The 13818-nt window shown below is 60.5% G+C and carries 12 protein-coding genes; 8 read left to right on the forward strand and 4 right to left on the reverse strand.

Annotated elements, in window-relative coordinates; translation table 11 throughout:
* Nucleotides 1–14: 14 nt before the first annotated feature.
* From BRAD3257_RS13945 to BRAD3257_RS13975, 7 genes are all read left to right on the forward strand, one after another.
* Nucleotides 15–974 carry a hypothetical protein gene (locus BRAD3257_RS13945; RefSeq protein ID WP_122402303.1) on the forward strand — a complete coding sequence of 320 codons (960 nt, stop codon included), beginning with the start codon at nt 15–17 and terminating at the stop codon, nt 972–974.
* Nucleotides 975–1012: 38 nt separating this feature from the next.
* The gene (locus tag BRAD3257_RS13950; protein ID WP_160118813.1) at nt 1013–1909 is read left to right on the forward strand and encodes a methyltransferase, TIGR04325 family; all 897 of its coding nucleotides are present in this window, start codon (nt 1013–1015) and stop codon (nt 1907–1909) included.
* Nucleotides 1910–3079: a DegT/DnrJ/EryC1/StrS family aminotransferase gene (locus tag BRAD3257_RS13955; protein WP_122402305.1), complete on the forward strand. Its 1170-nt coding sequence runs from the start codon at nt 1910–1912 to the stop codon at nt 3077–3079.
* A gap of 2 nt (nt 3080–3081) precedes the next feature.
* A complete protein-coding gene (locus tag BRAD3257_RS13960) occupies nt 3082–3498 on the forward strand; it encodes a sugar 3,4-ketoisomerase (RefSeq protein WP_122402306.1) in 417 nt (138 codons plus the stop codon).
* A 71-nt stretch (nt 3499–3569) separates the two neighbouring features.
* Nucleotides 3570–4568 (forward strand): class I SAM-dependent methyltransferase, encoded by a 999-nt coding sequence (locus BRAD3257_RS13965; protein WP_122402307.1) that lies wholly within the window; start codon nt 3570–3572, stop codon nt 4566–4568.
* A 59-nt stretch (nt 4569–4627) separates the two neighbouring features.
* Nucleotides 4628–5755, forward strand: a complete 1128-nt coding sequence (locus BRAD3257_RS13970; protein ID WP_122402308.1) for a CgeB family protein — start codon at nt 4628–4630, stop codon at nt 5753–5755.
* 412 nt (nt 5756–6167) lie between these two features.
* Nucleotides 6168–7196, forward strand: coding sequence for a glycosyl transferase (locus tag BRAD3257_RS13975; protein WP_122402309.1), 1029 nt, complete (start codon nt 6168–6170; stop codon nt 7194–7196).
* 26 nt (nt 7197–7222) lie between these two features.
* Here BRAD3257_RS13975 and BRAD3257_RS13980 read toward each other — a convergent pair whose 3' ends face one another.
* The 3 genes from BRAD3257_RS13980 to BRAD3257_RS13990 form a co-directional block, all read right to left on the reverse strand.
* Nucleotides 7223–8026: a class I SAM-dependent methyltransferase gene (locus BRAD3257_RS13980; protein ID WP_122402310.1), complete on the reverse strand. Its 804-nt coding sequence runs from the start codon at nt 8024–8026 to the stop codon at nt 7223–7225.
* 97 nt (nt 8027–8123) lie between these two features.
* Entirely contained in the window at nt 8124–9236 is a 1113-nt protein-coding gene (rfbB, locus tag BRAD3257_RS13985; protein WP_122402311.1) for a dTDP-glucose 4,6-dehydratase, read from the reverse strand.
* Between the two features lie 226 nt (nt 9237–9462).
* Nucleotides 9463–10701, reverse strand: a complete 1239-nt coding sequence (locus tag BRAD3257_RS13990) for a glycosyltransferase family 4 protein (RefSeq protein ID WP_160118814.1) — start codon at nt 10699–10701, stop codon at nt 9463–9465.
* Nucleotides 10702–11704: 1003 nt separating this feature from the next.
* Here BRAD3257_RS13990 and fcl point away from each other — a divergent pair.
* On the forward strand, nt 11705–12655 hold the full coding sequence (fcl, locus tag BRAD3257_RS13995; RefSeq protein WP_122402313.1) for a GDP-L-fucose synthase: 951 nt from the start codon (nt 11705–11707) through the stop codon (nt 12653–12655).
* Between the two features lie 210 nt (nt 12656–12865).
* Here fcl and BRAD3257_RS14000 read toward each other — a convergent pair whose 3' ends face one another.
* Entirely contained in the window at nt 12866–13402 is a 537-nt protein-coding gene (locus BRAD3257_RS14000) for a D-glycero-alpha-D-manno-heptose-1,7-bisphosphate 7-phosphatase (RefSeq protein WP_122402314.1), read from the reverse strand.
* Nucleotides 13403–13818 lie beyond the last annotated feature (416 nt).

Below are 13818 nucleotides of genomic sequence, written 5' to 3' on the forward strand. Positions count from 1 at the left end.
GTGGCGCAACTTCGATGACTGTTCATTTCTGCACGCTGTTTGACGCGCGATATGCGGCGCGCGGACTGGTGATGCTCGAGAGCCTCGAGGCGCAGTTCGCGGGCGACAAGACCGTCACGGTCCTGGCGATGGACGATGAGGTCCCATCGATGGTCGCCAGGATGGGGCGGCCGAACTGGAAGGTCGTGACCGTCGAGGATCTCGGCGATGCTGAATTGGTCCAGGTGAAGACGACCCGGCCTCATCGGGAGTTTTGCTGGACCTGCGCGCCGGCATTGATGCGCCACATGGTGGAGGCACACGCCGACGGGGAAATCGTCGCCTATCTCGATGCGGATCTCTATTTCTTCTCGTCACCGCAATTGCTGCTGGATGAGCTCGGGTCGTCGGGAACGATACTGATTCACGAGCACCGCTACTCGGAAGACCGGCGGCATTACGAGAGTAGCTCCGGGCGGTTCAATGTCGGCTTCGTCGCCTTCCTCGTGGGGGACGAGGCGAGGGCCTGTGTCAACAGGTGGCGTCAGCAAGTCCTCGACAAGTGTGTGCTGGAGCCGGAAAACGGCTACTGCGGCGATCAGGGCTATCTCAACGAGTGGCCGGGCCTTTATCCCGGGCTGCGTATCCTCAAGAACATCGGCGGCGGCGTCGCGCCGTGGAACTTGCTCGCCTACAAGGTCGAGGGCACCGCGAGCCGACCGACCGTGAGCGGAGTGCCGGTCGTCTTCTTTCACTACCATTCGTTCCGCATGGTATCGGTCGGCGCCTTCTCGCACGTTGCGGCCATCCCGGCCTGGGGCTACGACTTTTCCAGAGAGTCGCAGCGTCTGTTGTTTTCGCGCTACGCGCGGAAGATTCGCGGAGTCTTGAAGAGGGCGGGGCGATTAGGCTTTACGGCCGAGAGCGATCTGCAGCATCCTGTGAGAGAGGCGGTTCGAGCGCTGCTCCGCAGAAATCTGATTTCTGCGATTTGAGGTGACACAATCAGCGCTTGGAAATGATCAGCCCGCACATGCCCAGCCTTAAGCGCATTGCCGTTCTACTGCTGCCGCCCATCGTGACGGATCTTCTGCGCGCGATCCGCAACCGTCACGATGGCGACGGCGGTATCGTGCAGGACATCAAGGACGCGGTGCAGGGCTCCGCGCCCGAATGGGAGGCCGTGCCGGAGGCGGACTGGATGGCGAGCAACGGCTGGCTGCATTCGTCGATCGTGGCGACGCAGGTCGAGAAATGGCCGGATTTCCGGGCCTCGGTCAGCGCGCCGCGCGCGCTGGGTGTGGCTCACGAAGCAAAGCCCGGTGCGCCCGCCAACATCAGCCCGCACAACATCATCATGACGTTCGGCTACGTTCTTGGCCGGGTGATCTCCGCCCGTCCGGGAACGCCCGTGCGGGTGCTCGATTGGGGCGGCGGCGTCGGCCACTATGCCGTGCTGGCAAAGGAGCTGTTCCCGGAGACGGCGGTCAGCTATACGATCATGGACCTGTCGCCGCTGATCGAGGCAGGCCGGACCTGCGTTCCGGATGCCGTTTTTACCGCCGATATCGATGGCGCCTTGAAGGCGTCATATGATCTCGTCTACGCGAGCAGTTCCCTGCAATATGTCCGGGATGTCTATGGCCTCCTTGGCAGGATTGCAGACACGGGCAGCCGCTGGATCATGGTTTGCCGCATGCCGTTCGTGGACGTGTCGGACGATTTCGTCGTGGTGCAGCGGCCCCAGAGATACGGTTACGATACCGAATACACTGGGTGGTTCCTGAATCGCGACAAGTTCGTCAAGTTCATGCAGTCGCGCGGCTATCGGCTCGATCGGGAGTTTCTCAACGACGAGCGCCCGCAGGTCGCGAACGCGCCCGAGCAATGCTCCTACCGCGGCTTTCTCTTCAAGCGGGCAGACGATTAGTTGCAGATCCCGAGCGCGATCAAAATGAATCATCATCCTTCAACAATCGGCCCAGACATGCAAGCCACCGTCGTTCCCTTGGCCAGCCCCCATCGTGATGTGGCGCGATATGAGGCCGATCTGATCGAAGTGACGCGTCGTGTCATCGCGTCGGGCAGCTACATTGGTGGCCCCGAGCTTGATGCACTGGAGAAGGCGCTCGCGCGCGCGATCGGGACGGAGGCGGCCACCGGCGTTGGCAGCGGCACGGACGCCTTGATCTTCGCGATGCAGGCTGCCGGCATCGCCCGCGGAGACGAGGTCATCGTTCCATCGCATACGGCCGGTCCGAGCGTGGCCGCGATCAACGCGCTGTCTGCCACGCCCGTCTTCGTCGATGTCGAGTTCGATACGGCCTGCATCGACGTGAACCGCGTTGCGGCCGCGATCGGTCCGCGCACCAAGGCAATCCTTGCGGTTCACCTCTATGGTCATCCGGCCCGGATCGAGGAATTGGTCCGATTGGCTGCGGATCACGGGATTTCGCTCATCGAGGATTGCGCCCAGGCGCAAGGCGCACGCCTGATGGACAGGCCGGTCGGCTCCTTCGGCCGGTTTGGCTGCTTCTCGTTTTACCCGACCAAGAATCTCGGCGCGATCGGAGACGCAGGCGCGGTTGCAGGCTCTACCGACGGAGTAAGCCTCGTCCGTCAATTGCGGACCTATGGCTGGCGGGAGCCGCAGTTCGCGGAAATTCCCGGTGGACGCTGCTCGCGGCTCGATGAGCTGCAGGCCGGCTTCCTGAATGTGCGGCTCAAGGGGCTCGATGAGGACGTTCGGGCGCGCCGCGAGATCGCGCGCGCCTACAACGAACGCCTGGCCGGTTTGCCGATCGCATTGCCCGTCGAGCACAAGGGCGCCTATCACGCTTACCATTTGTTCGTCGTCAAATCGGACCGCCGCGACGCCCTGAAGGAACATCTGGCAAAATCAGGTGTGATGACGGGCATCCACTATCCATTCCCGGCGCATCGGCAGCCCGGGCTTACCGCCGGCGGCCGCATCGAAGGGACGTTGGATGTGACGGACAGACTGCAGAAGCAGATCCTGAGTCTTCCAATCTTCGCTACGATGTCGGGCGGCGAAGTGGACCGGGTCGCTGAAGCCGTGCGCAGATTCTTTGGAAACTAGTCATGTCGAGCGGCCGGACAGCCAATGCCTTGAGCAGGGTTACGCGTGGAAGCGCCAAGCTATTTGGTGATGATCGCGGCAGGCTGGGCGTGGTCGACCTCGTCGGGCACGCGCCTTTCGTGCCGGTGCGTATCTTCTGGATCTCGGATGTTCCGGCGGGAAAGGTACGCGGAGGGCATGCGCACAAGGCATGCAGCCAGTTTGTCGTCTGTCTTCACGGCAGGGTCGCGGTCGATGCCTTCGACGGGACTGAGAACGAACGCTTTGTGCTCGGAGCCGGTGATTTCATCAATCTGGTTCCGGGTATCTTCGCGACCGAGGAGTTCGTCGAGCCAGGCTCGCTGCTGCTGGTCGTCTGTGATCGACCCTATGAGGCGGACGACTACATCCATGACAAGAACGCTCTGAAGACTGATTGACAGGGATCGATCGAATGCGTCACCTACATTCCACAACCGCCATCAATTGCGCCTGAGAGGCACGGGGAGACATGTCGAAGCAGGAATCCGTTCGATGTATCGCCTGTGGATCGGGTTGTACGCCCTACATCGACGCGATCTGGGATGATCGCTACGGATCGCCAGGCACATTTTCCATCCTGAAGTGTGACGCATGTGGCCAGATGGTGACTTCGCCCCAGCTTACCGAGCAGGATCTCCCCGATCTGTACAGCCGCTACTATCCGCGGAGGGAGGTGGATTTCACTGCGCTTCGCAACGAGGCCGATCTGGTGTTGCGGGAAGGCGCGGCGGAAAAGCGCCATCGTGAGGGCACGGACAATCAGGGGCACTATCTGGTCAAGCCCGGGCAGAAGGTGCTGGACATCGGCTGCGGCTCCTGCGTGTCGCTGCTCGAGGTGCGCAATCTGGGCGGCGAATCCTGGGGTGTTGAAGCCGACCCCAACGTTCGGGCAATCGCCGATCATTTCAGCCTGAACGTGCACATTGGCAGCATTCACGACAATCCGTTTCCAGGCCTGTCGTTCGACCTGATCGTCCTCAATCAGGTGATTGAGCACGTTCCGGACCCGCCGGCGCTGCTCAAGCTCGTGCGCGAGAGGCTGAATCCGGGCGGAAAGGTCGTCCTGGCGTTTCCGAATACGGGATCGCTGAACAGGCGGGTGTCGGGACGCAAGTGGATCAACTGGCACATCCCCTACCACCTGCATCACTACAACAGCCGCTCCTTTTCCCTCATTGCCGAAAAGGCCGGCTACGAGGTCGAGAATATCAAGTCGATCACTCCGAACCTGTGGACCCTCCTGCAACTCCGCGCTTATGGCGATGAAGCCGCGGAAGGGCAGGCCTCGACGGCATGGACCGGTTCGGGGCCATCGGTTTCCGAGAAGGCATCGCTTGCGATGCGCTGGAAGAACCGGTTGGCCAGCCGTGCCACCGGTCTGGCACACGGACTGGTCGGTCCTGTCAACCGTCTGGCCGATGCGCTTGGTTTGGGGGATAGCCTCCTGGTCGTGCTGCGCAAAAGCTGATTGCGTCGGAGCGCCCGCGGCAAGGCGTACGAATAGGACCGGGATCGACCGGAAGAGCCATGCGCATCGTTTTCGTCGATACCTACTACAGGCGCTTTCTTGGGGAGCACTACGCGCGCAATCCTCAGCTTGCGAGCGAGAGTTATGCTCTACAGCAGCGCTCGTTGATCGAGGCCCGCTTCGGAACGTCGGACTTCTACACGAAGCACCTCAATGACCTCGGCTGCGAAACCTTTGACCTGATCGCGAATTGCGTTCCGCTTCAGGCCGCCTGGTTGAGGGAAAATGGCCGGAGTGCCACGCTATTGAATTACGCGGCGCCGCATCGGTTCTACCGTCTTCCGATCCTGGGCCACGTTGTGGCCGCGCTGCCCGGTCTTCTCAGCACGGTGTTTGAGCAGGTGCGCTCGTTGCAGCCGGATGTGCTGTATTGCCACGACCTGTCTCTGTTTCCGAACTGGTTTCTCGGCAAGATCCGCAAGCACGTCAAGCTGGTGGTCGGGCAGATCGCCCATACCTTGCCACCGGACAGCTTCGTCAGCGGATACGATCTCGTTCTGACTTCGTTTCCGCACTTCGTAGATCGTATCAAGGCGAAGCGAGTCGATTCGGAATATTTTCGGCTGGGTTTCGACCACCGAATGTCGGCCAGCTTCGACGGAATCCCGAGAGATATCGAGCTCTCTTTCGTCGGCGCTCTCGGCCGGAGCCATGGATCCGCGATTCCGCTTCTGGAACGGCTTTGCCGCGAAACGCCGATAAGGATTTATGGTTACGGCATCGACGGCGTGCCACGTCATTCGCCGATCCGTGAGCGATACGAGGGCGAGGTCTGGGGCCTCGACATGTACCGGATTCTGGCGCGCAGCAGGGTGACGCTCAACCGGCACATCGGCGCCGCAGAGAACTTCGCCAACAACATGCGTTTGTATGAAGCGACAGGCATGGGAGCTCTGTTGCTGACTGAACGGAAGGACAATCTAAACGATCTGTTTGCGTCGGGGGAGGAGGTCGAGACCTATTCCGGTCCCGACGATGCCATTGAGAAAGTCTCCTCTCTCCTGCGCGATACCGAGCGCTGCGCCAAGATTGCGGCGGCCGGGCAGGCTCGTACGTTGAGGGAGCATACCTATCGCGAACGCATGAAGGAATTGATGCTTATCCTCGAGCGGCGCCTGGTGACATGAGCTCGGGGATCGGAGATTCGCGAGTTGTTGGAGCAATGCTTCAGCTTGCAGGCTGTGGGATTGCCGTGCGTGGCCATGCTGGCCAGACAACTCGGGCAGATCCCTGCTGGGTTGGCCGTCCACCAATGCCATCGGTCGAACGCTGGATCGCCCGGTCGCACACCTGGCGGTCCTGGCCGCCATCATCTGCGCGACGACCTTGGTCGGATATGGCCTCGAAATGGTCATCAGCGCGGCGGTCCCGGGCTCCGGGGCCTTGCACTTTTTCCCTGAGCGTGCCCTCTGGTCGGCGGCAGTGGTGGGCATTTCCCTTCCTTTTTGGAAGGAGAAAACCCGTGATGCACTTGCTGGCACCATTCCGCGCTAGAAGCGTCGGATCATGGCCAGTCAAGATTGCCGCAGGCGTGGAGCAATGATGGAGCGCGTTTACTGCACCTGCTTCGACCGCAATTATCTGTCGCGCGGACTAGCCCTCTATCACTCTCTTCGAAGGCATGCTCCTGGCTCCAGGCTCTGGGTCCTCTGTCTGGACCAGGTCGCCTATCAGTTACTGCGCGACCAGGCATTGCCGGACTTGATCCCCGTACAGCTCTCTGACTTCGAGACTGCTGATCCCGATGTGGCCGCGACCAGAGCAATCCGCAGCCTCGTCGAATACTACTTCACGCTCTGCCCGGCCTGGCTGCTCTACGTGGCGCAAGAGGAGGCCGGGGCGGAGTGGGTGACCTATCTCGATAGCGATCTGTTTTTCTTTGGTTCGCCCGAGCTCATTTATGAAGAACTGGGCGGCGCAGCCTTTGCCATCATTCCTCATCGTTATCCGCCTGCGCTCGAGCGACTGAAGCGGTTCGGAATTTACAACGTGGGATGGGTCGGAGCCCGGACCGATCCCGACGGTCTCGCCCCGCTTCGATGGTGGCGGGCGAAGTGCATCGAGTGGTGCTGTGACTATGTCGATGGCGAGCGGTTTGCGGACCAGGGATACCTGCAGGAGCTCGCCAGGCGATTCTCGCGGGTGAAGGCGATCGAAAATCCCGGGGCAAACCTCGCGCCGTGGAATCTGACCAACTACCAGATCGGCTTTCGCGCTCCAGAGATACTGATCAATGACGCTCAGCCATTGATCTTTTTCCATTTCCAGGGCGTGAAGAGGGGATTCGGCTGCTTTATCTTCAACAATCACCGCAACTACGCGGCGCCATTCACGGGCGTCGTGCGGAAGCACATCTACAAGCCCTATGTGGATGAGATACTGAAGATCGAGCAGGGAATTAACCCGAGCATCGACGTATCAGATGCCAAGCCGCTCGCGCGCGCCGATGTCGACGCGTTCTGGCCCCGCCTCGAGAACATGGCCAGGAAGGCGCGTAACCGCAGCTTCCAGATGCTCGATATCGTGACAGGGCGCGCGTTTCTCGTCTTGCGAGGCAAGGCCTACTGAGCGGTACGAGGCCCTCGTACCGGAGATTACTGGCGCAAATGCCGGTTGATCGCGAAAAGATAGGTTTCGCTCACCGAGTGATGGCCAGTCACCTCATGCACGTCGTAGGGAATTCCGGGCCATTCCGCCTCCAGCAGCAAACCTGCTTCGTTGCAGATTGAAAGTAATTCCCGCTTGTCGAAGATGACCTCCACGACCGGCGCCCCATAGGCGAGCTTGGTGAGGAAGGTTGTCGTGTGGTCGTGAAACACCGGGACGCCATGAAGAATGCAGTGGCGTTCCGCGACCCGGGCTGCTTCGCGGATCGCTGCTTCGTAATCGATGATGTGCATCAGGGCGACGCCATTGAAGGCGATTTCAAACGATCGGTCGCCATAGGGCAATCTCGTCGCATCTCCGACGTCAAATTGGCGGCCGGGATGATGCATCCTGGCGCGGGCGATCATGGCTTCCGAATAGTCCATGCCGCGATAGTCGATCGCGCCGGAGAGCAGCGTTGCCAGGACTTCTGAGTAGCTGCCGGTCCCGCAGCCGATCTCGATGACTCGCGGACGCTCGATTCCGGTGGCGGCGATGGCCTTGGCCGCAACCTCGAAGTCAATCCGTGGCCGGCCGCGCTTCATGTCGGCAATCAAGCCCCGATAGGCGCGTTCCTGGCGGGCGACGGTGCGGATGGTGAGCCAGCCACTGGATGACCGCATCAGTTGCCTGGCTTCGTCGCGGCCGCTCAGCACGCGATAATCGCTCGAGGTCATGATGTTGCGTCGCAGGAACGGCGACGATTTGACCACGCGCTTGCCGATTTGCCGGATGGTGCGGGGCAGTTTCAAGGCCGTGGCTCGATGGCTTCGAACAGGGGCAGGAGCTCAGCGGTGCGGAGCCGGTAACGCTGATAGTCGGTATGGAGCAGCAGAATACGCATCGTGCCTAGACCGCAGATCGATATCCGTAGTTCTTCTCGATCCAGGTCCGATAGCTGCCGCTGATCACGGCGCGCCACCATGCCTCATTCTCGATGTACCAGCGGATCGTCTGCTCCAGGCCGGCGGCAAAATCGACGCTGCAGCGTTTACCAAGCTCGTCGGCGAGTTTGGCGGCATTGATCGCGTAACGATGGTCATGCCCAGGCCGGTCGGTCACGAACGTGATCAGCGATCGGCAGGATCGATCGCTCGCCGCCGGGCAGGCCGGGAAGCGCTCTTTGAGTTTGGTGTCACTGGCAAAGGCGCGATCGATCGTCTCGCAGATCAAGCCCACGACGTTGCGATTGTTCTGCTCGTTGCCGCCGCCGACATTGTAGGTTTCGCCGACGCGTCCGCGTTCGATCACGGCGATGAGCGCCTCGCAGTGATCGGAAACGTGCAGCCAGTCGCGGATGTTCGAGCCATCGCCGTAGATTGGAAGTGCCTTGCCCTCCAATGCGTGGATGATCATCAGCGGGATGAGCTTTTCGGGATGCTGATAGGGTCCGTAGTTGTTCGAGCAATTCGTGATCAGTGCCGGCAGCCCGTAGGTGACCTCGAACGAGCGGACCAGGTGATCGCTTGCGGCCTTGCTGGCCGCGTATGGCGAATTCGGCCGGTACGGCGTGGTTTCGCAGAAGGCCGCATCGTCCGCGCCCAATGAGCCATAGACCTCGTCGGTCGAGACATGGAGGAAGCGCGACTGGTCGAGAAGCTTCTTCGTGCGCCAGAAATCGAGCGACGCCTTGAGCAGGGTGAACGTGCCGAGCACATTCGTCGTGAGAAACGCCTCGGGATCCTCGATCGAACGGTCCACGTGAGACTCCGCGGCCAGATGTGCGACGCGGGTGAACTGGTGTTGATCGAAGAGCTCGCGCAGCAATGCCCCATCGTTGATCGAGCCCTTGACGAAGTTGATCTGGCGGCTCTCGATCAGAGGCTCGAGGCTGGTGATGTTGGCGGCGTAAGTCATGGCATCGATGACGGTGAGCCGGTCGTCCGGGCGCATCTTGCGCCAGGTGTGAACCAGATTCTGCCCGATGAATCCGGCGCCCCCGGTGATCAAAATGTTAGCCATGCAAAGCCCGTCTTGTTCCCGACCTGGTATCGCTGGTCCGTGAAATTCATGAATTGGAGTGGTCGCCAGGGACGACAGCGGCGAACGGCGCCCGGCGCACTCTATATGGCAAAACCCAATGATCTACCACGTGTTTTTGATGCCCGCGAGCCGGCCAGGCCGATGCTCCGACGCCATCGCAGCGCGTCTGTGCCGCGCATCCGGTCTGTCGTACGTGCCAACTTGATCATGCCGTTCCCTGGGGCGAGCGCGCTCGCCGGTGCTGCGCGTGAGCGGCTGAAACGACCTTACGGTAGGAGCTGAGTGCCCGCCGGGCAGTGTACGTCTCGGCGCTGACCGCAGCCTTGCGACCCATCCTCGCTGTTGCGGCTGGATCGGCCGCGGCGGAAAGAATCGCGCTTGCCAGATCCTGGGGACGTTCGGGCGGGACGACCCAGCCGATATCCTCGCCTTCGACGATCAGGGCGGCTTCCGATCCCGGTTCGGCGATTGCGATGATCGGGCGGCCAACAGCCAGCAGATTGTAGAGCCTGCTGGGGACGGAGACGCCTAACATGCCAGCGCGATAGGGAATGATCCAGAGATCGGCGGCAGCGAGGAATTCGGCAAGCCGATGCTCCGCGACCGGTTCGATCAGCGTGACATTAGACAATCCTTCGGCCTTCTGGCGGTCTTGCAGACCGCTCCAGCCGGCTCCCCAGCCTGACAGAAGGAAGTGGATTCGGTCATCGTCCTTCAGCAGGCGGGCGGCCTGGAAGACCGTGTCCGGATCGTGGGTAAATCCCAGGTTTCCCGAGAGCCCAACGACGAGTTTGGCGTTGCAACCGGGGCGGAAGGGATTGTCCGGTTTCATCTCGCGATAGCCGATCGGCAGCAGTGCCCAATTCGCGATGAAGTGGATCTTGTCCGGCGAGACGCGATCATAGGCGGTCAGAAGCGGCTTCACGTCCCGTCCGATGGTGATGATGGCGTTCAGCGCGCGAAACAGATGGGCGTTCAGAAGGCGAAGGATGCGCGCCGTGGCCGAGGTGCGAGCGACCATTCTCGCTGCAACAAGTGCTTCGGGATACAGATCGTAGACGAGCAAGGCAGATGCCGCACCGCGGAGCCTGGCGGCGAGCACGGCCGCATACGGCAACGTGAATGGTGTGCTCACGCAGAAGACGAGATCATTTGCTCTCGTCCGCCAAAGCACGGACAGAAACATTCTGAGCGCAAAGAACGAGACGGCTGCCGCTCTCAGGACCAGCGCTCTCTTCGGTGGCGACGGGTTTCGGAGCTCGACAACCGTCAGATTGGTTGTATGGCCCTGGACCTCCCGAGCGGAGTTTGGTGAGCCGGAGAGAACGACAACGTCCAGGTCGGCCGCGAGGGCTTCGGCAATCGCGCCAACATAGACGCCAGTTGTGCTGGCGTCCGGTGGATAGTGTTGGGTTGCGACCAAAATTTTCCCGGCGCGTCTCATTTGCGGAACTCTGAGGCGGACATTCACAGTCGGCCGTCGTAGCAAGGCCTCCATGTTATTGCTTTTGAAAGGCTTTTTGCAGCAATTTTCGAGTATCGGCGACATGAACAGAGCTTGCGATGCGTGTCTTGCCCTTCGAACACGATGGTTGGAAGTCTTCTACTGAATGGGCTATCGCGCCGGATACAGCAAGGCCTCGGCAAAAACTACCTGCTCTGAATGCCTCTCTGGTCACCTGCATAGAGCCGTCAACTAAGCAAGGGGATTCAGATTGCATCCGGTGGCAAGCCCCGCTCGCCGGAAGTGGCAAAAAGGACGCGTATCGTTGTCCGGAGCCTTGAGTTTGACTCTGCTCCGAGAACGCGTTTAGTCGGGACGTTTACTCAGAAGAGATTTGACGAAGGCGCAAAGGTCTCCTCCTCGAACCGGTAGCCGGCGATCCCGGCACTGTGAGCCTCGAGGTCGCTATTCTTATCGCCCATAGGGAATCTGCTGCTCAAGTCAACGTATTGGACGGCCAGGTCAGTGATCATCCCAGGAGCGGGTTTCCGTTGCGGGCAGGTCCTGGTGCGATAATAGCGAACGAGCTTTTCCTGCAACCGATGCGGTCGGAGGCATTCGAGGCGCGAGGCGGCAAGATCCAGAAGCGTCCGCTCTGGTCCTTGATTTTCAATGGAGCCCTTGAATATAGAGGAGTTTGACTGCCTGGGCGTATTCTGGTCAGTTGACCGGCAGCAGGGGTTGGCATGAACGAACGGATTGCTCAGACCACCGGCGTGGCCGGCCAAGACGGCGCCTGAATCGAAATGATGTGGCAATGCGGCGACGAGTCCAAGAGTGGCAATACCGTGGCTCGGATCGATCCGACATACTTCCGCTCCACCGAGGTCGAGTTGGTGGTTAGCGACGCCGCAAGGCCCGCTACAAGCCCGGCTGGAAGCTGAAGCCGAGTTCGAAGATATGATGGCGAGCAATCTCGCGGAGGCCAAACGGGATGTCGCACATGGCAAACGCAGCGTTTGAGCTAAAGGGCAAGAGCGTCTACGTCGCCGGCCATCGCGGCATGGTCGGCAGCGCGCTGCTGCGCCGGCTCGCGCGCGAGGACGTCAAGCTCGTCACGGTGGACCGGCGCGAGGTCGATCTCTGCAACCAGGCCGCCGTGTTCGACTGGTTCGCGAAGGTGCGGCCGCAGGTGGTGTTCCTCGCCGCCGCCAAGGTCGGCGGCATCGTCGCCAACGACACGCTGCGCGCCGAATTCATCTACGACAACATAGCGATCGCGGCCAACGTGATCCACGCCGCGCATCTGAACGGCGCCGAGAAGCTGATGTTCCTCGGCTCCTCCTGCATCTATCCGAAGCTCGCGGCCCAGCCGCTGCGCGAGGACTCGATGCTGACGGGTCCGCTCGAGCCGACCAACGAGCCCTATGCCATTGCCAAGATCGCCGGCATCAAGATGGCGGAGGCCTATCGCAGCCAGTACGGATCCGACTTCATCAGCGTGATGCCGACCAATCTCTACGGCCCCGGCGACAATTATCACCCCGAATACAGCCACGTCGTCGCCGCGCTGATCCGGCGCTTTCACGAGGCGAAGGTCGCCGGCGCCAAGACCGTCGTGGTCTGGGGCACCGGCACGCCGCGGCGCGAATTCCTCCATGCCGACGATATGGCGGACGCCTGCGTGCACCTGATGAAGACTTATTCCGGCGCGGAGCTGATCAATATCGGCACCGGCGAGGACATCACCATCGCCGACTTCGCCCGCGTGGTCGCCGATGTCATCGGCTATCGCGGCGAGATCACGTTCGACACCTCGCGCCCCGACGGCACGCCGCGCAAGCTGCTGGACGTCAGCCGTCTCGCAAGGCTCGGCTGGTGCGCGACGACCTCGCTGGACGATGGCCTCAAGCGGGCCTATGAGGCATATCTGTTGAGCCCCCCTGCGCAGTGAGATGAACAACGATCGTCCAAAAACTTCTTCTCGGGGGCGCAGTCTGCTTGCAAAATGTGGTTTCCCGCTGAGATCCGGAGCATCGACTGCAGACGTTTGGCGCCTCAGCGGTAGGAACATTTCTCCGTAAAGCAGAGCGCAGCACTTCAACTGTATCGTGTTCGACCCGTAGAAAGGCTGGAAGTAGACTCAAAAGGCCACTGCTTCGATTTACTTGGATTGCCCAAGGAGCGGAACGAGGAAATTACGGAGATTTCCGCCCTGAAAGAGATAGCCTGGCAAGCCCGCTGCGCGCGCGGCTTCGACATCGGATGGCTTGTCGCCCACGACGAAGCTCTTGGAAGCATCTACGGGAAATCTGTTCAAAAGATCGAGAATCATGCCAGGCTTTGGTTTTCGACGATTACTCGCGAAGCGATAACGTTCAACTGCTCCGTCCGGGTGAAAGGGGCAGTACTCGAACGCATCAATGTGAGCCCCATGTTCAGCCAGTTGGCTCGCCATCCACTGGTGCAGAAGATGTACATCTTTCTCCTCAAAGAGTCCCCTGGCGACTCCCGATTGGTTGGTTATGATGAACGCAAAATAACCCGCGTCGTTGACTGCTTTAACCGCTTCGATCGCGCCGTTGATCCACACAAATTTGCCGATCTCAAATGCATATTCGGTATCTACATTTAGAACCCCATCACGATCAAAAAAAACGGCCGGACGTCGCGGATGCTCTAGTGGCTTTTTGTTGTTCACTCAGGCCTCATTCAAGCGTGCAAGCCGTTGAGTTGACAGGGACGCGGCGCAGTTCAGCGAGTGCCCTCAATCGAAGCGGGCACAATGGAACGTCTGCGCTTCTGTCAACACTGCAGTATGTTAGGCAGGTCGCAACTTCCACTAAACGTGGCATTTTTCCCAGTTGATGATGCTTATCAAATCGGGTTTCTTTGGGCAACTCGCGTTGAGAGGCATTTGAATGAGTAACGACGCGAGGCGACTACGTGGGCGTCGGGCGGCAGCCCACGATTAGCAGTTCTTTCGACGCGCCCGGCATCACCGCCAGGCTGAGTTAGCCGTCAAGGGTTGACTGCGGCACTTGATATGCGAAAGACGAGGCATCGGCGCCAACTCGTCTCTTAGTTGGATGTCGCGGAACGTCTCCAATATGATAA

The sequence above is a fragment of the Bradyrhizobium vignae genome (assembly GCF_900324035.1).
GTDB classification, from domain to species: Bacteria; Pseudomonadota; Alphaproteobacteria; order Rhizobiales; family Xanthobacteraceae; genus Bradyrhizobium; species Bradyrhizobium vignae.